The organism is Chitinophaga varians, assembly GCF_014529945.1.
In the GTDB taxonomy this organism is placed as follows: Bacteria; Bacteroidota; Bacteroidia; order Chitinophagales; family Chitinophagaceae; genus Chitinophaga; species Chitinophaga varians.
The window spans coordinates 1,150,927-1,172,027 of sequence record NZ_JACVFB010000003.1 but is presented as its reverse complement, the minus strand read 5'-3'; the positions used below and the strand labels follow the sequence as shown (position 1 = coordinate 1,172,027).

19 protein-coding genes are annotated in these 21,101 nt (G+C 50.2%); 13 read left to right on the top strand and 6 right to left on the bottom strand.

The window, feature by feature from the left end; all coding sequences use genetic code 11:
* Nucleotides 1-76: 76 nt before the first annotated feature.
* The 5 genes from ICL55_RS19255 to ICL55_RS19235 are packed head-to-tail and all read left to right on the top strand — an operon-like array spanning nt 77 to nt 8,952.
* Nucleotides 77-3,517 carry a TonB-dependent receptor gene (locus ICL55_RS19255; RefSeq protein WP_188100167.1) on the top strand — a complete coding sequence of 1,147 codons (3,441 nt, stop codon included), beginning with the start codon at nt 77-79 and terminating at the stop codon, nt 3,515-3,517.
* A gap of 30 nt (nt 3,518-3,547) precedes the next feature.
* A complete protein-coding gene (locus tag ICL55_RS19250; protein WP_188100165.1) occupies nt 3,548-5,224 on the top strand; it encodes a RagB/SusD family nutrient uptake outer membrane protein in 1,677 nt (558 codons plus the stop codon).
* A gap of 41 nt (nt 5,225-5,265) precedes the next feature.
* On the top strand, nt 5,266-6,291 hold the full coding sequence (locus ICL55_RS19245; protein WP_223151506.1) for a hypothetical protein: 1,026 nt from the start codon (nt 5,266-5,268) through the stop codon (nt 6,289-6,291).
* A 25-nt stretch (nt 6,292-6,316) separates the two neighbouring features.
* On the top strand, nt 6,317-7,522 hold the full coding sequence (locus ICL55_RS19240) for a glycoside hydrolase family 27 protein (protein ID WP_188100161.1): 1,206 nt from the start codon (nt 6,317-6,319) through the stop codon (nt 7,520-7,522).
* A 2-nt stretch (nt 7,523-7,524) separates the two neighbouring features.
* A complete protein-coding gene (locus tag ICL55_RS19235; RefSeq protein WP_188100159.1) occupies nt 7,525-8,952 on the top strand; it encodes a glucosidase family protein in 1,428 nt (475 codons plus the stop codon).
* A 110-nt stretch (nt 8,953-9,062) separates the two neighbouring features.
* Here the strand turns inward: ICL55_RS19235 and ICL55_RS19230 are convergent, their stop codons facing one another.
* On the bottom strand, nt 9,063-11,399 hold the full coding sequence (locus ICL55_RS19230) for a TonB-dependent receptor (protein WP_188100157.1): 2,337 nt from the start codon (nt 11,397-11,399) through the stop codon (nt 9,063-9,065).
* A 123-nt stretch (nt 11,400-11,522) separates the two neighbouring features.
* Here ICL55_RS19230 and ICL55_RS19225 point away from each other — a divergent pair, with 123 nt between their 5' ends.
* Both ICL55_RS19225 and ICL55_RS19220 read left to right on the top strand, forming a co-directional pair.
* Nucleotides 11,523-12,341: an AraC family transcriptional regulator gene (locus tag ICL55_RS19225; RefSeq protein ID WP_188100155.1), complete on the top strand. Its 819-nt coding sequence runs from the start codon at nt 11,523-11,525 to the stop codon at nt 12,339-12,341.
* 359 nt (nt 12,342-12,700) lie between these two features.
* The gene (locus ICL55_RS19220; RefSeq protein ID WP_188100153.1) at nt 12,701-13,312 is read left to right on the top strand and encodes a class I SAM-dependent methyltransferase; all 612 of its coding nucleotides are present in this window, start codon (nt 12,701-12,703) and stop codon (nt 13,310-13,312) included.
* 40 nt (nt 13,313-13,352) lie between these two features.
* On the opposite strand, the gene groL is transcribed toward ICL55_RS19220, so the two are convergent.
* Together groL and ICL55_RS19210 are read right to left on the bottom strand one after the other, a co-directional pair.
* Nucleotides 13,353-14,981, bottom strand: coding sequence for a chaperonin GroEL (groL, locus tag ICL55_RS19215; protein WP_188100151.1), 1,629 nt, complete (start codon nt 14,979-14,981; stop codon nt 13,353-13,355).
* A gap of 45 nt (nt 14,982-15,026) precedes the next feature.
* Complete coding sequence (locus ICL55_RS19210) at nt 15,027-15,308, bottom strand: co-chaperone GroES (RefSeq protein WP_188100149.1); 282 nt, start codon at nt 15,306-15,308, stop codon at nt 15,027-15,029.
* Nucleotides 15,309-15,584: 276 nt separating this feature from the next.
* On the opposite strand from ICL55_RS19210, the gene ICL55_RS19205 reads away from it, so the two are divergent.
* The 6 genes from ICL55_RS19205 (at nt 15,585) to ICL55_RS19180 (ending at nt 19,568) form a co-directional block, all read left to right on the top strand.
* Complete coding sequence (locus ICL55_RS19205; RefSeq protein ID WP_188100147.1) at nt 15,585-16,274, top strand: class I SAM-dependent methyltransferase; 690 nt, start codon at nt 15,585-15,587, stop codon at nt 16,272-16,274.
* Between the two features lie 95 nt (nt 16,275-16,369).
* Complete coding sequence (locus ICL55_RS19200; protein ID WP_188100144.1) at nt 16,370-17,260, top strand: oxidoreductase; 891 nt, start codon at nt 16,370-16,372, stop codon at nt 17,258-17,260.
* Nucleotides 17,261-17,315: 55 nt separating this feature from the next.
* Entirely contained in the window at nt 17,316-18,125 is an 810-nt protein-coding gene (locus tag ICL55_RS19195; RefSeq protein WP_188100142.1) for an AraC family transcriptional regulator, read from the top strand.
* A gap of 45 nt (nt 18,126-18,170) precedes the next feature.
* Nucleotides 18,171-18,635, top strand: a complete 465-nt coding sequence (locus tag ICL55_RS19190; protein ID WP_223151531.1) for a helix-turn-helix domain-containing protein — start codon at nt 18,171-18,173, stop codon at nt 18,633-18,635.
* A 65-nt stretch (nt 18,636-18,700) separates the two neighbouring features.
* A complete protein-coding gene (locus tag ICL55_RS19185) occupies nt 18,701-19,135 on the top strand; it encodes a VOC family protein (protein ID WP_188100140.1) in 435 nt (144 codons plus the stop codon).
* The gene (locus ICL55_RS19180) at nt 19,119-19,568 is read left to right on the top strand and encodes a DUF1569 domain-containing protein (protein WP_188100138.1); all 450 of its coding nucleotides are present in this window, start codon (nt 19,119-19,121) and stop codon (nt 19,566-19,568) included. Before ICL55_RS19185 ends, ICL55_RS19180 begins: the two co-directional genes overlap by 17 nt.
* A 7-nt stretch (nt 19,569-19,575) precedes the next feature.
* On the opposite strand, the gene ICL55_RS19175 is transcribed toward ICL55_RS19180, so the two are convergent.
* The 3 genes from ICL55_RS19175 to ICL55_RS19165 form a co-directional block, all read right to left on the bottom strand.
* Nucleotides 19,576-20,202 carry a class I SAM-dependent methyltransferase gene (locus tag ICL55_RS19175; RefSeq protein WP_188100136.1) on the bottom strand — a complete coding sequence of 209 codons (627 nt, stop codon included), beginning with the start codon at nt 20,200-20,202 and terminating at the stop codon, nt 19,576-19,578.
* A 66-nt stretch (nt 20,203-20,268) separates the two neighbouring features.
* Nucleotides 20,269-20,643 carry a DUF1801 domain-containing protein gene (locus ICL55_RS19170; protein WP_188100134.1) on the bottom strand — a complete coding sequence of 125 codons (375 nt, stop codon included), beginning with the start codon at nt 20,641-20,643 and terminating at the stop codon, nt 20,269-20,271.
* Nucleotides 20,640-21,098, bottom strand: a complete 459-nt coding sequence (locus ICL55_RS19165; protein ID WP_223151505.1) for a GyrI-like domain-containing protein — start codon at nt 21,096-21,098, stop codon at nt 20,640-20,642. Before ICL55_RS19165 ends, ICL55_RS19170 begins: the two co-directional genes overlap by 4 nt.
* Nucleotides 21,099-21,101: the final 3 nt, after the last annotated feature.

Below are 21,101 nucleotides of genomic sequence, written 5' to 3'. Positions count from 1 at the left end.
CAGCTTGTTGGATCAGGACACTTATACAATCATTTTCGGGACTGCTAATTGTTTACATCCAAACTCTAACAAAAGTATGCAAAATGTTCTTTGTAATTCCACATTACTGAAAGACTGCCATGCCCCTGAACCAGGGCGGCAAACGGCATTCATGGCCAAAATCGGGTTGATCATGCGGTTGACATCTATTCTTATGCTGGCGCTTATGCTGCAGGTACATGCAGCTACCAACGCCCAAACAATCACGCTCTCGCTGAAAAATGTTCCGCTCAGGACCGTGTTCAAAGCGATCAGCCGGCAAGGCGGCTACAATTTTGTTTACAACAATAACCTCCTGCAACTAGCCGGCAAGGTGGATATTGAAGTGAACAACGCACAGGTGGAAGAGGTGCTGAAACAATGTTTTCTACATCAGCCTGTCACTTATGAGATCATCGATAAAACGATCATTATCCGGAAACCGGCTGCTGTGGCTGCACCGGTCGTTAATGAACGTTCCGCTGCGCCGGCTGCCCTCATCCGCGGCCGCGTGACAGACGAAAAAGGCGAGCCGCTGATCGGCGTCACCATTCAGCTGAAAGGCGCCACCGCCGGCGCCGTGACGGGCAACAATGGCGAGTTCCAGGTCAACATGCCGGACAATTCCTCCGGTATCCTCGTCTTCACCTTCCTCGGGATGGAAAAACAGGAAGTCCTGGTCGGTAAACGTGTACACATCGACGTAGTACTGAAAAGGGCCGTGGCACAGCAACAGGAAGTGGTGGTAGTAGGATATGGCACCCAGAAAAAAGCGACCCTCACAGGTTCTGTGGCCACCATCAAGGGAGAAGAAATTGCCCGGGTGCCAACCGCCAACGTGTCCAACGGACTGGCAGGCCACATCCCCGGCGTGATCGCCAATAACCGCTCCGGCCGTCCGGGCGACGACTACTCTTCTGTGTATGTGAGAGGGTTCAACTCTTTCAGCGGCGGCACCGCACCGCTTATTATCATCGATGGTATCCCCGACAGAAACATGGACCGTATCAATCCTAACGATATTGAAAGTGTGACGGTCCTCAAAGATGCGTCCGCGGCCATCTACGGGGTGCGCTCTGCCAACGGCGTGATCCTCATCACCACGAAAAGAGGTAAAGTGGGCAAACCCACCATCACCTATGAAGGCTCCTATGACATTCAGCAGCTGACCCGTATGGACCACCGCGTGAATGCATGGCAGTACATGACCTATTACAATGAGCTGAGCAAATATCAGAACACCACGATCCCTTATACACAGGCCGATATTGAAAAATACAAAGCCGGCAACGACCCCAACTATACCAGCACCGACTGGCAGCGGGCGGTGTACCGGAAAAACGCTCCGCAAACCAACCACAGCATTTCCGTAAGAGGCGGCAGCGAAGCGGTGAAATTTTTCCTCTCCGGTCAATATCTCTCTCAGCAAAGCAACTGGGCCAATAGTGATGAGAACTTTAAAAACTATAACCTGCGCTCCAATATTGACGCGTCTATTTCCAAAAACCTGAAACTGACGCTGGACATCGCCGCCAGAAAGGAAGACCGTAAATACCCCGCGCTTTCCGCAGGAAGCATCCTGCACGAAGCGGTGAGCATGTATCCTTTCATCCCTGTACACTGGACAAACGGATTGCCTTCCGCTGGTATCGCCAATGGCCGCAACCCCTACACCATGATGTCGTCTGAGCCGGGATATGATAACGTGACCGACCTCTTTGTACAGCCTAAGATCGGGTTCGACTGGCAACTGCCGGCTATCCTGAAAGGCTTGTCCCTCAGCGGTTACGCCGCTTTCGACTACCACCAGCGCAGCGAGAAAAATTTTACCCGCCCCTGGGATGCCTATACCTATAGCCTTTCTACCAATACCTACAATAACCAGAAAGCCAGTACCGCTATCCTGAGCCTTTCTCAGGATGAACGCTCCTATAACGAAAACACCTATTTCTACAAAATTGCTTTCGACAGAACATTCGGAAAACATAGTATCAACGCCTTTGCAGGATATGAACAAACTACCTCTACCTACCGGCAGACGGTCGCCTTCCGCAAAAATCTGCTGAGCGATCAGCTGGACCAGCTCTTCTCCGGCGGTACCGTAGACCAGAACGCCAATGGCAGCGCCAGCCAGGACGGCCGTGAAAGTTACCTCGGCCGCGTGTCTTACGCCTATGCGGATAAATACCTCGCTGAAGTGGTAGGACGCTACAACGGTTCTTTTAACTTCCCGAAAGACAGACGCTGGGGCATGTTCCCTTCTGTATCACTCGGATGGCGTATCTCTGAAGAGAATTTCTTCAAAGACAATGTGAAGTTTGTGGATAACCTCAAACTGCGTGCTACATGGGGTATCATGGGGAGCGATGCTGTGGCCAAATACCTCTATCTCGCCCGCTATTCACTGGTGAGCAATATGAGCGCAAGCTATTTCTCCTATCCAAAAGAATACAATACTTATTTTGGCCCCGGCTTCAACGAGGCCACCGCACTCTATCTGGCTTCTGTGCCTAACGCCAATATTACCTGGGAGCAGCAGGATACGCGTAACTTCGGTCTGGACGCGGTATTGCTGAATAATCGTTTAAGCGTGACCGTGGATTATTTCCGCAACCTGCGTAAAGACATCCTGGCACCGAGAAACGCATCCGTGCCGCTGTATACCGGCCTTACCCTGCCGGATGAAAACATCGGCAGAACGCTGAACAGAGGCTTCGATTTCATTGTCAACTACAACGGTCAGGCGCGTGCCGTGAAATATAATGTGGGCGTCAACTTCACCTACGCCAAAAGTAAAGTGCTGTTCCGTGATGAAGCCCCCAATATCCCCGATTACCAAAAATCTACCGGCCTGCCGATCGATTCATGGGTAGTGTTTGAAACCAAAGGGATCTATCATACCCAGGACGAAGTGGACAAATCACCACATATGGCCGGCGCTAAAGCGGGCGACCTGTGGCTGGTAGATAAAAACGGCGACGGCGCCATCACCTATGATGACCAGGTGCGCATACCCGAATCCGCCACCCCGAAAATTGTGTTCGGTATCACCATGGGCGCCGAATACAAAGGACTCTCCGTAGATCTGGTATGGGCCGGACAAACAGAAGCCAAACAGATGGTCCTCCCGCAGATGCAGGGCTCCGTGGTAGCACCGCCGCAATGGCTGTACGACGGCCGCTGGACACCGGACAATCCTAATGCAGCCTATCCCCGGGCCTTCAATTCAAAAGACCCCAGGAATTCCGTATATGCCGATTTCTGGTTGGTAGACGCTTCTTTCCTTCGACTGAAATCTGCACAGATCTCCTACAACATCCCGAAAAACCTGTACCGCAGCATCGGAATAGAAAACATCCGGGTGTTTGTGAGCGGCTTCAATCTCTTCTCCATTGACAAGATGAAGAAATTCTACCGCGATCCGGAAACCAACAACATCACCGGTACCGGTTATCCACAAACAAGGGTTTATCGTGCTGGTATCAGCATTGGCCTGTAATCACTTTTATGACATTTAAATCTATTTACTGTGAAAAGAATATACCGGAGAATAGGCGCTGCATTATTTACAGCCATGTTTTTAATGGCCTGTCAGAAAGATGTGCTGGATAAAGTACCATTGGATTCCTTCTCAGATGAATCTGTCTGGAAAGACCTGCGCCTCGCTGAAGCTTTTGCCGATTTTCAATATACGATTCTGCCCAATGCCGGTCACTACTGGGATAACCTGAGTAACCGGTCATGGTCCCTCTCCTCCGCCTGCGATGAGGCCTACAACAGATTCGATGATTACAATGCCTCCATCATGAATTCAGGTTCCCTCACGCCGGACAACCTGAACAACTTTGATATATGGGCAGAGACCTACAAACGCATTCAGGATTGTAATCTCTTCCTTTCAAAGATAGATGGTGTACCGGGCGACGACGTGCTGCGTAACCGGTTAAAGGCTGAAATTACCTATCTGCGTGCCTATGCCTATTTTAAACTCATCATCGACTACGGTGGCGTGCCACTGGTGACAAAACCGTTCGATCTTAACAGTAAGTTCGACATGTCCCGTAGTTCTTTTGATGAGTGTGTGTCCTTTGTTGTGAAAGAATGTGATGCCGCCGCCACCGTGCTGCCCGGTAGCTACGGTAACGGCGCGGCTGAGCTGGGAAGGGCCACCAAAGGCGCTGCCCTCGCCCTGAAATCACGGATACTGCTATACGCTGCCAGCCCGCAATGGAACACCGGCAATGACAACGCCAGATGGCAACTGGCTTCCAATGCCGCTAAAGCGGTGATCGATATGCCAAACTATCAATTGTTTACCGGTGCTTATCCTAACCTGTTCACTACCTACAATACGGAGCTGATCATGACCCGCGCCACCAATAAACAATACCAGTGGAATGCGTTTCAGGGTGTGGAAATGTTCCTGTCGCCCAACGGCTTCCACGGCTGGTCTTCTTTTGCACCCAGCCAGGGACTGGTAGACGCTTTCGGTATGGCCGACGGTACGGATATCACCGATCCGGCTTCCGGATACAATCCACAGAACCCATATGCCAACCGCGATCCCCGTTTTTACCAGGATATCATCTGCGACGGCCGTCCTTACGGCAGACCGGATTTTTTCAAAGACCGCTATAACGCCGGTCATAGCAATGTAGTGGAAACCTACGAAGGCGGCCTCGATTCCGAAACAGGATGGGATACCTGGAACGCCAGCTTCACCCGCTACAGCTTCCGCAAATACCAGGACACCACCTATAACTTCAACGTAGAAACGCAGACCAACAAAATATGGGTGGTGGCACGGCTTTCCGAGATATACCTGAACTATGCAGAAGCAGAATTTCATCTCGGACATGAAGATGTGGCGCGTCAATACCTGGACTTGCTGCGTCATCGCGCCGGTATCACCACCAACCTCGCTGTTGCCGGTCCGGCCCTGCTGAAGAAAATCCAGAATGAAAGACAGGTGGAACTGTGCCTCGAAGGTCACCGCTACTATGATGTACGTCGCTGGAAGATCGCTGATGACACGGAAAACAAGCCAATGAATGGCATGAAGATCGTGAAGAACACCGACGGCTCTAAAACCTATACCGTCATCAAAGTACAGGACCGCGTGTTTAAGCCGGAGCATTATCTCCTGCCTATTCCCCGCGATGAGATCAGAAGAACAAACCTGCCTCAGAATCCAGGATATAAATGATAACCGTTAAAGTGGTCAAGCGCATGAAACACCGATGCATCATGACACTACTGCTGGTAATACTGGGGGCGTGCAGGAAAAGCACTGCCCCCGACGGCGGTGGTAGTCAGCACGACAAAATACAGGTAGCCGTTACCGCTCCGGAAGCCGGCTACATCTACCTCGACGGTGCCTACACCGGCGCACAGACGCCCGGCAGCATCACTGTCAACAGCGGCAAACACGTGATCGGCGTAGCCTTACGTAACGCGTGGCAGTACCTGCGGAAAGAAAGTAACGTCACGGCCGCTACTACCGTGGACCTTACCACGGCCGACAAACCCGCGCCCAAAGTATGGAAAGCACTATGGATAGGACTATACGAAACAAAAGGAATTTCTTCTTCCGGCGATTGCAGCACACACTTCTCCCAGACAGAACTGGACATGGGCTACGACTTTTTCCGGTGGAGCATCCAGCAACACTTTGAGAAATACGCCTATAACACCATTCACTGGGATATCAGCCGAAAAGATATCACCCTACCAGTATCGCTTACACGTGGAGCGAATGGGAACTTCACTGTAGAACCTTCCACCATCGCGGCGTTGATGCCGGAGATACAGCCCGGCGCATACGATTGTGTATTCGTTTTCTGGCGCGAAAGTGAAGGCAGCTGCAGTTTTAAAAGCAGCTACTTTGGCCTTGCATGGACCAACCCTCTCAAGGAAAACATCAAAACAGGCTACGTTACCGTGAAGTTCGACGCCGGTACCAGCCTGGCAGACAGGATCAACTACTACAAAACCAATGATCCGGGTGTATGGCTGCACGAATGGCTGCATACCGTAGGGGAAAACTTCTACCAGGACAAAGGCCTGCAACTGCCTGCCAAAGCGGGCGACGGGCTGGTGGTGCACGCCGCGGAAATGTACAACTACATTTTCCCGTGGATGGACTGGTACCGCGACTTTATGTCGGGCAGTGTGGTCAACGCCAATGGTACGCCGCGTTACCTCGGCATCGGGCCGGAAGCATTCCTGGGCTGTTCTGTCCGCGAAAAAGCTACCAACAGTTGTAAGGATTAATCGTTCATCATCTCACAGAAAAAAAATGAAAAAACTGTTATGCGGTATATTGGCATTGGCACTGATGCATACCGCCACCGCGCAGAAATTTGAAGGGCTGGCACCTACGCCTCCCATGGGCTGGAATACCTGGAATACTTTCCAGACGGCCATGAGCGAAAAACTGATCATGGAAACGGCTGACATCATGGTGTCGTCCGGTATGAGAGATGCCGGTTACGTCTACCTCGTCCTGGACGATGGCTGGATGACCATGGAACGCGATAGCCTGGGTAATCTCGTGCCCGACCCGCAGAAATTCCCGCACGGGCTTAAAGCTGTGGTGGACTATGTACACAGCAAAGGCCTGAAATTTGGCATGTACAACTGCGCCGGTACGCTCACCTGCGCCAAATACCCCGGCACCCGCGGGTATGAATACCAGGATGCCCGCAACTACGCAGCGTGGAACATCGATTACCTGAAATACGACTGGTGCAATACCAAAGGTATCAACGCCCGTGAAGCCTATACTACCATGAGCAATGCGCTGCGCAAAGCCGGTCGCCCGATGATATTCAGTCTGTGCGAATGGGGCGTCAACAAACCATGGGAGTGGGGGGCGCCGGTAGGGCAGTTGTGGCGTACCACAGAAGATATCTGGCAGGTGTTTGACTCCGTTCACAGCCATGGTACCTGGGATGCCCTCAGCGTGATGCGCATCGCGGATTTACAGGACACGCTGCGCCGCTACGCCGGCCCCGATCGCTGGAATGATCCCGATATGCTGGAAGTAGGTAACGGGATGACCTATACGGAAGACAGGACCCATTTCTCTCTCTGGGCCATGATGGCGGCTCCGCTGATGGCGGGCAACGATATCCGTAAAATGACGCCTGCCACCAAGGCAATACTCACTAACAAAGACGTGATCGCCATCGACCAGGACCCTTTAGGCATACAGGGTTTCAGGTTTTCGAATACAGACAGTCTGCAGATATGGTTCAAGCCATTGCAAAAGGGCGACTGGGCCGTTTGTTTCCTGAACCGCAGCAGCCACGATGCAGGCGTGAATTTCAACTGGAAACAGACCGACGTGGTGGACGATATTTTCCATCATACCCTGAAACAGGAGATCAACTACACCCTGTACAACGTATGGACAGGCAAAAACGAAGGCACTACCAAAAAGCCGTTCACCGCTACTATCAAACCACATGACGTGGTGATGTTCCGATTGAAGCAACCGTAACCATGAAACGATTTCTACTGGCGTGCTGCCTCATCAGCAGCAGCCTCACAGCCCTTTCTCAGGGAGCTGTTTTTACCACCACCGATACGGCAGTCCAGCAGGCTTACCGCTGGGCTGCCGGCATGGTACAACATTACCGCGGCAATCCGAATGATCCCGTTGGCCCTTGGTACGAAGCAGCCCTGCCTTCCCGCAACGCCTTCTGCATGCGCGATGTGTCACATCAGACTATCGGTGCGGCTATCTGCGGGCTCGACAAAGAAAACAGCAATATGCTGCGGGCATTTGCCGCACATATAGCGGAGAAAAGAGACTGGTGCTCTTATTGGGAGATCAACAAATTTGGGCTTCCCGCTCCGGAAGATTACCGCAACGACCGCGAATTCTGGTATAACCTGAATGCCAACTTCGATGTGATGTTCGCCTGCTGGAAGTTATACCGCTGGACCGGCGACAAGTCCTACATACAGCATCCGGTGTTCACCCATTTTTTTGATAAAACGGTGGAGGAGTACATCGACCGATGGGTGTTGCAACCGGATTCCCTTTTTACCAGGCCACTGCATCCCAACGCCCCCGTGCCTTTCAATAAACAGGATTATTTCCATCGTTGCCGTGGCCTGGCCTCCTATGTGGAAAACGTGCCAGACCTGAAAATGGGCGTGGACCTTATTGCTGCCATCTACCGCGGATTGTCTTCCTTCGCTGCCATACAAAAGCTGAATGGCGACACGATTAAAGCAGCGCTATATCAGAAAAAAGCAGACCAATACCGCGAAAAAATAGATGCCCGCTGGTGGAATACCCGCGATAGCCGTTACTACACCTGGTACAACGGCGCCGGTCAATTCGGAACAGGAGAAGGGGAGATGTTCCTGCTCTGGTTCGACGCACTGAAAGATACAGCCAGAAGTAACCAGACCATGGCACATCTGCTGGCCGGTCAATGGAATGTGGAAACGACTTCTTATATGCCGGTGATCTGCTACCAGCAAGGATACTGGCAGCAGGCCCGCGATTATATCCTGTGGCTGTCCGATCCGGCGACGCCGAGGCGGGAATACCCCGAAGTATCTTTCGGGGTAGTAGAAGGTGTTATCCATGGCCTGATGGGGATAGAGCCGGATGCTGCCTCACAGCGCATTACCACGCTCTATAGAGGCAACACCGCGGATACCGCTACCGTACGTGGACTAAAGGTGATGGAGGCAGCTATAACGGTGACGCATACGGGAAAACAGACCATCTTTCAGCATACAGGCAGACAACCACTGCTTTGGCGCGCGGCCTTCGCGGGTAAGCATGACCGTATTGTCGTGCAGAACGTAGCCAGGGCCGCCAGTTTCCGGACAGACAACAGCGGTCAAATCATTTCATTCATCGAACTGAAAGTGCCTGGCGGAAAAAGTGTAGCGGCCGGAGTAAAATAAGGAACAGAACTTGAAAACCTGATAAAAGAGGGCGTAGTAATGCGGCCCGTAATTGTCTAAAAGGCCCTGAAGCGTATGCTCCAGGGCCTTTTTTATTGTTGGCTGACGACTTAATAGTTAACGGTAATGCCTACATTAAAGGCTGTTCCTCTTCCTTTAGCGTAGAATCCCGGAATCATGAACCATTGCGATCTGGCAGGGAAATAATCTGCGTTGAACAGGTTTTCGATACCTAATGTGAGCAGGGTGTTGCGGGCTACGCGGTAGCTGGCATTGAAGTTAAACAGATGGTAGGCATTGACGACACCTTCGTTGCCTTTGTACAATCCGCTGGGCAGTTTGTCGAAGCGGTCACGTTTCAGGATGCCATTGTAGTGCACCTGTAACTCCAGTCCGCTCAGGGGGCGGTAGAAAATACTGCTACCAATTTTAGGGGCAGCAATACGGCGGTTGTTGAGGAACATATTATAGTCTCCGGTGCGGCCGGTATCTGCTTTGCCTTCTGCGTAGCTGAAAGACAGATTCAGGTCCAGTTTGGAAACAGGTTGATAATGCGCCGTGGCTTCAAAACCGTAGATACGCTCAGGCGTGCGGCTAACGTTGAACAAATCGGTAGCCGCATCATATATCATTTCTGCACCCAGTTTGGAGGTGCTGACAAAGCCGGTCAGTTCAAAACGGAACTGTTGCGCCTTGCTGACGAAGCCCAGTTCATAGTTGTTGACCAGCACCGCTTCTGTATTTATTTTGCTGATGTTGTCCACTTTGGCGTCACGCAGGGCGAGGCCTACATCAGCCACAGAGAAACCCTGGGAGAAACTGGCATATGGCTGGAAGGCCGGGAAGCGGTTGTAACGGACACCTACGTTGAACAGGGTGGAAGTGTATGTCAGATCGCCGCCTTTTACAGCGAAGCTGGGCGTGATCGTTTGGCCGTTGGCGTTGGTAATGCGCAGCGTCGTATAGTCTGCTACACTGATTTTTACCCTTTCCATACGGACACCTCCTTTCAGGATCAGGTCATCCAACAGTTTCCATTGGGCTTCTGCAAAAGGCGCCACGTTGAACATGTTCATCTCCGGTACCCAGATACGGCCGTCCACCAGCGGTTGGGAAGTGATGTCGTTCACAAAATCGGCGCCGTAAGACAGGCTGCCCTGGCTGGTAAGCGGGGAGTTGAACATAAAACGGAAACCTTTCTTCTTTGACAGCGTGTGTGATTGCCCATCGCCGCCTTCAAAGCGTCCCAGCGAAACGTAAAATACGTCGTCCCGTGATTCGTAATAGGCATCTGTTTGCAGGCTGGTACCGCCTATCAGGCTGTCGGCACGCCAGGATAATTGCAGGTTATGGTTACCGTTGATACCTGTTGGTTTACCAGTCTGTTTACCTAATACACCAGTAGCAGGTTGACCGGTGAGATAGTTACCGTTAACCAGCGTGTAGTTGGAATTTTGCTGGCTGCTGTAGTAGTTATACATTAGCTGGATACGCTGGCGACGGTTCGGGGCATAGCCCAGTTTCACGAAGCCGTTGTAACTGTCGGTTTCTCCGAGGCTGTAGTTGGTGCCGATCAGTTTCCCTTTGGCATCTTTCCATTCGCCGGTACGCTCGTATACGCCGCTCACAGCATAGTCGAATTTCCCGAGCTTCCCATGTAATAACTGTCCGATACGGCCGCCTACGCTGCCTTTCAGGCCGGCGAGAGAACCGGTGAGGTTGACGGAGGTTTTACCTGCAATAGGCGTATTGTCTTTCGGGGTGAGGGTGATATAGTTGATCAAGCCACCGGAGGCGCCGTTGCCGTAGATGGCGGTAGCACCTTTGATGACGTCGATACGTTCCAGCACGGCCGGATCGATGGAGCGGAGGTCCACCTCCCCGTTGCGCAGCGGCGTGGATTGAGGAATACCATCGATCATGATGAGCACGGAGCGGCCACGGAGCGACTGGCCCACATTGCTGTTGGTTTGTGCGGAGGGCGCCAGGCCGGGTACTTCGTTGGCCAGTATCTGCGTGATATCGGATGTTACAGCCAGGTTGTCTTCCAGTGTTTTGCGGGACAGTACCGTTACGGAAGAAGGTACATTGTCCAGTGATTCCGGCTTACGGCTGGCAGATACGATCACCTCGCCGAGTGCGCGGGAGGCTTGCTCCAGGGACCAGTCGGCCGTAGTTGCCTGACCGGCGGCAAAAGATTTTGTTTGTGAGGTATAGCCCATCAGGCTTACCGTCAGCGAAAACGTATCACGGTTGATAGATAACGAATATTTACCGTCTTTGTCTGTAAAAGCTGCGTCTTTAGTGCCGTTGACCCGAACAGTGGCATGTCTGAGTGGTCCTTCGGAAGATCGTACAGTACCGCTGATGGTTTGTTGCGCTACTGCTGCCAGCGTTATCAGGCAAAGAAAAAAGCCTGCAACAATGGCTTTGAATGAAGTCGTCATGTTTGGTTGTAAAATTTCCGCAAAATTATCTTGACGAACAGCTGGCAGGTAATCCAATCGGGAATTTGTTTTATGGGAAAGGGAAAAATCAAAAGCAGGAAATCGTTACCTTGACCTATCGATATGAAAAAAATTCCGGTTAGAAATATTCGGCGCGGCCATCGGCGGGACTTCGATATACAGGATATCGGGGAGAAGATGGCCGGTAAGGACATGGTGCAGGAACTGCACCGGCATGATTTCTTTTATGTGCTCGCATTGGAAAAAGGTGCGGGGGAGCATGAAATAGATTTTACGCCCTATCCGGTGGAAAATCATACGATCTTTTTTCTGCGGCCGGGGCAGGTGCATCAGCTCCGGGTCAAAGCCGGCAGCACCGGCTGGATGATGCAGTTTACATCCGGCTTTTATCGCAACGTGCAGCTGCTGCGTCGTATCGGGGCTATCAACACGTATCCCGACAGGGAAGGGAAAGCCCTGCGTGTCCTGGCTGGTATCTTCCGGGAATACCAACAGCAGGAAGAGCAATATCGGGAGGTCATCCAGTCCAGCCTGCATATCTTTCTGGTAACACTGCTCCGGTTACAGCATCAACCGGCAAAAGATAGCCCCAATATCTATACGGAGGAGCGACTGGAAGCCTTACTGGAATTATTGGAAACTCATATTCATACGCATAAAAGGGCATCGCAGTATGCTGCCATGCTACATCTTTCGCTGTACCAGCTGAATGCGGTCACCCGGGAAGCATTGGGTAAAACCGCCTCTGAGCTGATCCATGAACAGATCGTGCTGGAGGCAAAGCGGCAGTTGTTGGCCACCACGGCACAGATAAGCCAGATCGCTGCACAATTGGGCTATGAAGATGTCTCCTACTTTATCCGTTTCTTTAAAAAACAGACAGGATATACGCCGGAAGCATTCAGGAATAAAAAAGGTTAATGTACCCGGCTGCACCTCCAAAGTCTTATCGACAAGGAAATAAGACAGCCGATAAAAATGAGGCTCAGCCCTGTGAGCGTGACAATTATCCATAATTCTACCCCGGCAATTTCAGCAAACAGGTAGTTCGTAAGAGGTGCTGTCAGGAAAAAATATCCCACTGACAGCAGGAGCCAGGCGAGCAGGTGATAGCATATAATGCGACTTTTCTTTTTCATCTGTGGTGGGACAAATTCATATAGGTTATCAGCAATATAACGAATGTCCCACAATAACTTAACCGCCGTCCTGTTGAATTCGATTTTTGTCCTGCTACCTTCCTGGACCGTCATCGTACCTTTGAAGAAAACATACTGACTATGAAACAGAAATGGGATGAAAGATACGGGGAAGAAGGATTCGCCTATGGAAAGGAGCCTAATGAATTTTTCAGGGAATGGCTGCCCAAATTCACGCCTGGCGCTATACTGATGCCTGCCGACGGAGAGGGCCGCAATGGCGTGTTTGCCGCACAACAGGGGTGGCAGGTAACATCATTCGACCAGAGTGATGCCGGAAAAACAAAAGCACTGCAACTGGCAGCAGAACGACAGGTATCACTGAACTATATTGTTGGTAATCTTGAAGACCTTCAATTTGAAAAAGCTTCCTTTGATGCTATGGGCCTGATCTATGCCCATTTTTCGGGAGATAAAAAAACGCAATTCCACCAACAGCTGGATACCTATCTTAAACCGGGAGGTGTCATTATCTTTGAAGCTTTTAGTAAAAAACATCTCGGTTTTAAGGTTGCCAATCCCGCCGTGGGTGGGCCTCAGCAGTCAGATGACCTTTACTCGATAGAAGAGATTGCCACTGATTTCGGGAATTACGATATCCTGCTGCTACAGGAAGAAGAAATACTGCTGAATGAAGGAAGGTTTCATATTGGAAAAGGCGCGGTGGTCCGGTTTGTAGGACGGAAAAAATAGACGGTAACAGAGGGAAGAATCCCTCCGTTACCTTTAAGCATTAATAGTCCATACCTCCCATTCCGGCAGGGATGGCCGCAGGGGCTTCTTTTTTCGGTTTGTCGGCTACCACACATTCGGTCGTGAGCAGCATTCCGGCGATAGAAGCCGCGTTTTCAAGTGCGATGCGCGTCACTTTAGCAGGGTCTATAACACCTGCCTGAAGCAAGGGTTCATATTGTTCAGTGCGGGCGTTAAAGCCATAGTCTCCCTGGCCTTCTCTTATCTTTTGCACCACTACGCTGCCTTCAATGCCGCAGTTGGAAACGATTTGGCGCAATGGTTCTTCTACTGCCCTTTTTACGAGGGCGATACCGGTGTTTTCATCCATGTTTAAACCTTTCAAGTCCGGCAGGGCCGCCACCGCACGTACATAGGCCACCCCGCCGCCTGGTACGATACCTTCTTCTATGGCTGCACGGGTAGCGTGCAGGGCATCGTCTACACGGTCTTTTTTCTCTTTCATTTCCACTTCTGTGGCAGCACCTACATATAATACGGCTACGCCGCCGCTGAGTTTAGCCAGCCTTTCCTGAAGTTTCTCCTTATCGTAGTTGGATGTGGTGGTGTTGAGCTGCGCCCGTATCTGCGCAATGCGGCCATCGATGTCTTCCTTGTTGCCGTGGCCTCCAACGATGGTGGTGTTATCTTTGGTGATGATCACAGAGGAAGCGGTGCCCAGATGGCTGAGATCTGCGGCTTCCAGTTTGTAGCCCTGCTCTTCGCTGATCACCGTACCGTTCGTAAGAACAGCGATATCAGCCAGCATCTCTTTCCTTCTGTCACCAAAGCCGGGAGCTTTAACGGCTGCTATTTTCAGTGTTCCCCGGAGTTTATTGACTACCAGGGTAGCCAGCGCTTCTCCTTCCAGGTCTTCCGCTATAATGACCAACGGTCGTCCGCTTTGGGCTGTTTTTTCCAGGATATGAAGGATGTCCTTCATCGCGCTGATCTTTTTATCGCAGATGAGCAGGTACGGATTGTCCAGTTCCGTTTGCATCTTCTCTGTGTTGGTAACAAAGTAGGGTGACAAATAGCCGCGGTCGAACTGCATACCTTCCACTACTTCCACTGTAGTATCGGTGCCTTTGGCTTCTTCCACGGTAATAACGCCTTCTTTGCCTACTTTTTTAAAAGCTTCCGCGATCAGCTTACCGATGGCGTCGTCATTATTGGCGGAAAGGGCAGCCACCTGCCGGATCTGATCTTCGGCCTGACCCACTGGCTGCGCCTGTTCTTTCAGATGAGCGACAATGGCTGCTACTGCCTTGTCGATGCCGCGTTTCAGGTCCATCGGATTTGCGCCGGCAGCTACGTTTTTCAGGCCTTCTCCGATAATAGCCTGCGCCAGCACAGTAGCAGTGGTCGTACCATCGCCGGCAACGTCGGCAGTTTTGGATGCTACTTCTTTCATCATCTGGGCGCCCATGTTTTCAATCGGGTCTTCCAGCTCTATTTCTTTGGCGACACTGACACCGTCCTTGGTGATATGAGAGGCGCCAAATTTCTTTTCCAGTACTACGTTACGGCCTTTAGGACCCAGTGTAACCTTCACGGCGTTGGCCAGTGTGTCAACGCCTTTCTTCATTTTGTTTCTTGCTTCGATGTCAAAGAAAAGTTGCTTTGCCATAGGATTGTTCTTTTTTTTAAATGAAAGCGTTCAGAGAAAGACAGATTAAATAATTGCAAGGATATCAGACTCGCGCATGATCAGTAAATCCTCGTTGCCGATGCGAACTTCCGTACCGGCATACTTGCCGTAAAGAACAGTGTCGCCAGCCTTAACGGTTACCGGTTCATCTTTTTTTCCCGGACCGGTGGCTACAATTACGCCGCGTTGTGGTTTCTCTTTGGCTGTATCGGGGATAATGATACCGCCACTGGTTTTTTCTTCTGTTTGTGCAGGCCTGATGATGACCCTGTCATGAAGGGGGGTGGCCGTTAAATTGTTTGCCATAGTTCTTATGATTTTGAATTTAAGGTTAAACACAAAGTCACGTGATGAAGGTCTCGCAATCTTGACGGTGCTTGCTTTAAAAAAAGGCTTTTCAAGCTGCGTGCCACCAAAAAAAGAGATTACATTTTGTCATTTTTTTTGAAAAAATGACAACCGCCGGCTTGAAATTTTGTCACTCCCGTTCTCCGCTCACAGGCCGTCTACAGGCCGTTTTAATAAATTTTAATACAATGATTTTTAGAATTTTGTAGCGATATTTTTTATACATTACATCACATGAAATTACTGTCATCATCAGCCCTCCTCTGGTCGCCGGTAGTAGCCAACAACCGGATGAACCGGAAGCGACAGGCCAGCGGTATCAACAGCTATGAAAAAGAACTGCACTTAAAACCGGAAAACTGGTTGAATGGCCGTCTGCAGCAACATGGTCAGGCTACCTGGCTGGACCTCTGCTGTGGTGAAGGCAATGCCTTGCTGCAATACGCCCGGGAGGCGGCGGTCAACCATCAGCAGGAAAACATCCGGCTGAAAGGCATTGATCTGGTGGACCAGTTCCAGCTTATACCGCCTGATATTCATTGTCTGCAGTTTGAAACCCGTTCGCTGGATAACTGGACCAGCGATGAGCAATACGACCTCGTTACCTGTGTGCATGGGCTGCATTATGTGGGAGATAAACTCCATGTACTGGCCGCCATCCTGAAGGCCATCAAAAGTGATGGTATATTCCTCGCTAATCTCGACCTGAAAAGCATTCGTATTGCCGACGACCCTCAGCATCAGTACCTCAAAAAAGTATTCGCCGGGCATAATATCTCCTATGACGGCAGAAGAAGAATCATCCGCTGCGAAGGCCCCAGAGACGTTAGTTTCGAGGTCAAATATCAGGGAGCGGATGACCAGGCCGGCCCTAATTATACCGGACAGGAAGCGGTGGACGCTTATTATGTATTAAGTCGCTAAAGAGTGAGCTTTTCAACAAACCATCTTTGAGCCATACAACAAAGCTGCGGGCTTACTCCCGGTGTACCTTTGAGGTATCATAAAAAATCAGCAAAATGGAAAAAGTATGGTTTATCACCGGCAGTTCCCGCGGACTGGGCCGGAGCCTCACAGAAGCCGTGTTACAAAACGGCGATAAAGTCGCCGCTACGGCGCGTAATATTAGTCAATTGGATGAGCTGGTACAGCAGTACGGCGATCAGCTGTTACCGCTGGCGCTGGACGTCACCGACTATAAACAAGTACCACAGGTAGTGGCCACAGCGGTGCAGCATTTCGGCCGTATCGACGTGCTGGTGAACAATGCCGGCTTTGGTATCATCGGCGCCGCAGAAGCTTATACGGAAGAACAGGTGCGCAGCCAGCTGGAAACGAACCTGTATGCGCCGATTGAAATCACCCGGGCGGTGTTGCCTTATATGCGTAAACAGGGCGGTGGCCGGATATTACAGATCAGTTCTATTGGTGGCCGGGTAGGCAATGCAGGCCTTACCATGTACCAGGCGGCTAAGTTCGGCCTCAGTGGCTTCACGGAAGCATTGGCCAAAGAAGCAGGACCACTGGGCATTTATGTGACCAGCGTAGAGCCGGGCGGTTTCCGCACGGATTGGGCCGGCGCCTCTATGACCTACGCCCCCGAAATAGCGGCCTATGAAACGGTCAGCCAGCGCATCGCCTATTTCAAAGAAGGAAAATTTGTAGCGGTAGGTGACCCCGCGAAGGCGGCCAAAGCCATGGTAGCGCTGGCGCAACATCCTACGCCACCCGTGCACCTGGTACTGGGCAGCGAAGCGATCGCTCTGCTGAAGAATGCCGACAAAGCACGACAGGCCGAAATGGAAGCATGGCTGCCGGTAAGCCTGTCCACCGACCACGAAGAGGCCGCTGCATTCCTCGACACACCCGTAAGCAAGTGGGTCACCGAAGAAGTACAACGCAAAGCTTAATAACGAACGAAGCAGACGGTATCAACATGCCGTCTGCTTTTTGTAATTTTAGACGATGACTGAACTGAAGAACAATCCATCACGTATCGCCTATTCCTGTTATTACGCGCGTAACCGGGACGGGGAGCAGTTTGTACCAGACCATGTGTTGAGTTACCAGGTAGCCGGCAGACTAACGCTGAATAACGCCGATAAAACCTATGTTTTTAACGAAGGTGATCTGCGGCTGATCAAACGTAATCAACTGGTGAAATTTTTAAAAGAGCCGCTGGACGGGATTTTTAAGACCATCTCCATTTATCTGGACCAGGAAACACTGAAAAATTTTAGCCTGGAATATGGTTACCATGCGGCAGCAGCCGGAAACTCAGAAGGAGAGGCTGTTATAAGGCTACAGCATCAACCGCTATGTAAAAGTTTGATGGACTCGCTGCTTCCCTATGTACAGGGAGACCAGCTGATCAATGATAACCTGCAACAGCTCAAACAACGCGAGGCTATCATGGTCCTGTTACAGGCACAACCGGAGCTGAAGGATATCCTGTTCGATTTCAGGGAACCGGGTAAAATCGATCTGGAAGAATTTATGAACAGAAACTTTCACTTTAATGTGCAGCTGAAACGTTTCGCCTATCTTACCGGACGCAGCCTTGCTACTTTTAAACGTGATTTCGAGCATATCTTTCATACTTCCCCCAGTCGCTGGTTACTGCAAAGACGCTTGCAGGAAGCGCATTTCCTGATCAGGGAGAAAGGAAAAGCACCGTCTGATGTGTACCTGGAAACCGGGTTTGAAGACTTATCGCATTTTTCTTTTGCCTTTAAGAAGATGTACGGCGTGGCGCCGTCAAAGCTGATAAGTTAAGGCCATATCGCGGTATTGTTGTATATTCGGATAGCTGTGAACGTTATGAGTAATGCCGATAAAAATAGAGATGACAAGGAAATAATCACGCCGGAGTATCCGAGGGTGTACCTGTATATTCGTATTGTACAGGCCAAGTTGTTTATTGACAATAACTATGCAGATGAAATCGATCTGGAAAACATAGCGGATGAAGCCTATTTCTCCCGTTTTCACTTTATCCGGCTTTTTAAATCAGCCTATGGAAAAACTCCCCACCAATATCTCAAATCGGTAAGGATAGAGAAAGCACAGCAGTTATTGAGAGAAGATAAAACCGTTGCGGAAGCCTGTTTTTCGGTAGGTTTCCAGAGCCTGACCACCTTTAGCGGTCTTTTCAAGAAAATAGTCGGAGAATCCCCGTCTTCCTACGCCGCCCGCCATAAAGAAATGAAAAAGAAAATCAGCGAGAAGCCCCTGGCGTTTGTCCCTTCCTGTTATGCCTACCAACATGGCTGGCTGGAAAAATAGCAATTTTGAAGAGGTGAATATTTAAGTAGTTGTGGATCTTTGTTTCAGTAACAAAAACGAAGACTATGATTACTAAAATGACCGTCACCAACATTCATGTACTGGATCAGGACAGTGCCTACGATTTTTATGTTAACAAACTGGGATTTAAGCTGATCGATGACATCCCTATGGGACCGGATACCCGCTGGCTCACCGTATCGCCGCCGGAGCAACCCGATCTGCAACTGGTCCTTTTCCCGGTGAAAGTGAGTAAAATGTTCCCGCAGGAAACAGCGGATATGCTGATCACACTGATCAAACAAGGGGTATTTGGCTGTGGCGTACTCACCTGTAAAGATATTTTTGCCACCTATGAAGAACTGAAATCCAAAGGAGTAGAGTTCCTGAAGCCGCCCACCAAAGAGTTTTATGGCACGGAAGCCCTCTTTAAGGATGATTCGGGAAACTACTTTTCATTACAGGCCATCAATAATTTTAGCCATGAAGACAATATTTGATCACCCAACGAGGACTGAATTAATCAACAGAATTAATTCGCTCAACGAGCATAGCAGGGCGCAATGGGGTAAAATGAATGTCTGGCAGATGACCAAACACTGCACCATCTGGTTTGAATGGATCATGGGAAAAAACAATCCTTCCTATAAACAGGAATGGCTGGGCAGAATATTCGGGAAAATAGCGCTGAAAAGTAATACCAAAGACGATAGGCCCATGCAGAAGAATATGCCGGCAGGCAAACAGGCCGTAAAACAAACCGGTGGCGATGTGGAGATGCAGAAAAAAATATGGATGAAGCTGATCGCAGAATGCGAACACTATTCAAATCCCGCATTCATCCACGATTTTTTTGGTAAAATGACCAGAGAACAAATTGGTGTTTTTGCATATAAACATGCCGATCATCACCTGAGGCAGTTTGGCGTATAAGGTCTTGTTACCTCCCTTCCTTTCTGCATTTCACCAAAAACATCGGATAGTTTTCAGTCACCTCGGTGATCTCAAACAATCCTGTCTGCCCGAATTCAGCATGAATAGACGCCTGGTCATAGAAAAACATGCTGACGCCACCGAACATTTCATAGCGGTCTTTACTGATGAGCGTACCCTGGCCATAAGTGGCTGCTGCTTTTGAAATCATCGTGAAAACCATGAAGCCGCCGGATGACAGCTGACTGTAGCAGTCACGGATAAGTTTTATTCTTTCGCTGTCGTCCAGTAAGTGAATCAGTGCATAGCAGAATATCCCATCATATTTTTTATCGTCGAAGGGCATGTCAGTCACAGACCCATGATAGATAGGCATGTCAGTACCGTAATGTTTCTGCGCCATGTCGATGGCGGTTTGGGATATCTCAATGCCGGTGACGGCCATGCCGTTGTCCCTGAAGATACGGGCGTTGCGGCCGTAGCCCATTCCGGGAATAAGGACGTTTTTGATACCTTTTTCAACAAAAAAATCCTTCGTGAGGATGGCGGAGTTGGATGGCTCAAACCCCCACATCTCCTGCTTTTCAATAAAAGCGGCTTCCCAAAATTCAGGTTTCCCGGGTTCCTGTTGCATAGTCAAAATTTGCAACGAAGTTACAAAAAATAGCGCCTCTTGCCATGGGTAAAAAAGGGCTGCTCCTTAAGAGCGGCCCTTAGTGGCGATAACACCGGTTTTATATAGGTTTATAGCCTGTCGGACGATGGCTTTAATTCTGTTGACAGGCAGGTCTTTGGTTGGGTCGAGCAGCATTATTTTCATCCTGGAGCGCTTTTCCTGCTCCAGCCAGGATTGGGAGAAGTGTTTGCCTTCCACAATGCCGATATAGGGCTGCAGGTGTTTTTTGTGTGTCCATAAATAGCAGAACATTCTGCCCCTGAAACAAAAAAACGGCATGCCATATTTTAGCTCGTTCACGATCTCCTCATCCACCGACAAGATAATATCTTTCAAGGCCAGAAAAATTTCCCTGGTGGCTTCATCCTGCCGGAGGTAAAAACTGTCTATTGCTTTCATGGTTGTTTGACTGCTATGAATATATCTACTTCAACAGCTGCCGGATTCATGGCTTTCTCGCCATACACTTCGAAGTCAGCTGTGAAGGTACGGGGTAACCCGGCCTGAATGATCTTTATCCATTCGTGGTAGATCACGTTCTCTGCAAGGTTGCCCTTTGCGGTGTGTTTGGAGTAAGTGGCCGCGGGGATCATTTTGCCTGTCATGCCATCAGGGATATGGTCGAGGTCAGGCACGCGGCAACCGAGGATAACCGTGTATGGTTGGGTATGGTCCTTTTCATAATCTGTATATACGCAGTAAACAGTATCGTCTGTTTTGCCGGGTATATGTTCAGCCACTTTCTCTGAGAAGAACCTGTTCCACAGCGCTGGGATGTCTTGCGTGGCCTGTTCGTTTTCATTGGTTGTTCTCACCGCAATACCGATGATGGCGAATTGCTCCATTTTTTCCATGTC

Bases quoted from the DNA above. Each gene is read 5' to 3' on its own strand.
- ICL55_RS19165 (WP_223151505.1), bottom strand. From the start codon at position 21,098: ATGGAAAAAATGGAGCAATTCGCCATCATCGGTATTGCGGTGAGAACA.
- ICL55_RS19255 (WP_188100167.1), top strand. From the start codon at position 77: ATGCAAAATGTTCTTTGTAATTCCACATTACTGAAAGACTGCCATGCC.
- ICL55_RS19210 (WP_188100149.1), bottom strand. From the start codon at position 15,308: ATGGCAAACAATTTAACGGCCACCCCCCTTCATGACAGGGTCATCATC.
- groL (WP_188100151.1), bottom strand. From the start codon at position 14,981: ATGGCAAAGCAACTTTTCTTTGACATCGAAGCAAGAAACAAAATGAAG.
- ICL55_RS19185 (WP_188100140.1), top strand. From the start codon at position 18,701: ATGATTACTAAAATGACCGTCACCAACATTCATGTACTGGATCAGGAC.
- ICL55_RS19220 (WP_188100153.1), top strand. From the start codon at position 12,701: ATGAAACAGAAATGGGATGAAAGATACGGGGAAGAAGGATTCGCCTAT.
- ICL55_RS19240 (WP_188100161.1), top strand. From the start codon at position 6,317: ATGAAAAAACTGTTATGCGGTATATTGGCATTGGCACTGATGCATACC.
- ICL55_RS19225 (WP_188100155.1), top strand. From the start codon at position 11,523: ATGAAAAAAATTCCGGTTAGAAATATTCGGCGCGGCCATCGGCGGGAC.
- ICL55_RS19190 (WP_223151531.1), top strand. From the start codon at position 18,171: ATGAGTAATGCCGATAAAAATAGAGATGACAAGGAAATAATCACGCCG.
- ICL55_RS19170 (WP_188100134.1), bottom strand. From the start codon at position 20,643: ATGAAAGCAATAGACAGTTTTTACCTCCGGCAGGATGAAGCCACCAGG.
- ICL55_RS19205 (WP_188100147.1), top strand. From the start codon at position 15,585: ATGAAATTACTGTCATCATCAGCCCTCCTCTGGTCGCCGGTAGTAGCC.
- ICL55_RS19175 (WP_188100136.1), bottom strand. From the start codon at position 20,202: ATGCAACAGGAACCCGGGAAACCTGAATTTTGGGAAGCCGCTTTTATT.
- ICL55_RS19180 (WP_188100138.1), top strand. From the start codon at position 19,119: ATGAAGACAATATTTGATCACCCAACGAGGACTGAATTAATCAACAGA.
- ICL55_RS19200 (WP_188100144.1), top strand. From the start codon at position 16,370: ATGGAAAAAGTATGGTTTATCACCGGCAGTTCCCGCGGACTGGGCCGG.
- ICL55_RS19245 (WP_223151506.1), top strand. From the start codon at position 5,266: ATGACACTACTGCTGGTAATACTGGGGGCGTGCAGGAAAAGCACTGCC.
- ICL55_RS19235 (WP_188100159.1), top strand. From the start codon at position 7,525: ATGAAACGATTTCTACTGGCGTGCTGCCTCATCAGCAGCAGCCTCACA.
- ICL55_RS19195 (WP_188100142.1), top strand. From the start codon at position 17,316: ATGACTGAACTGAAGAACAATCCATCACGTATCGCCTATTCCTGTTAT.
- ICL55_RS19230 (WP_188100157.1), bottom strand. From the start codon at position 11,399: ATGACGACTTCATTCAAAGCCATTGTTGCAGGCTTTTTTCTTTGCCTG.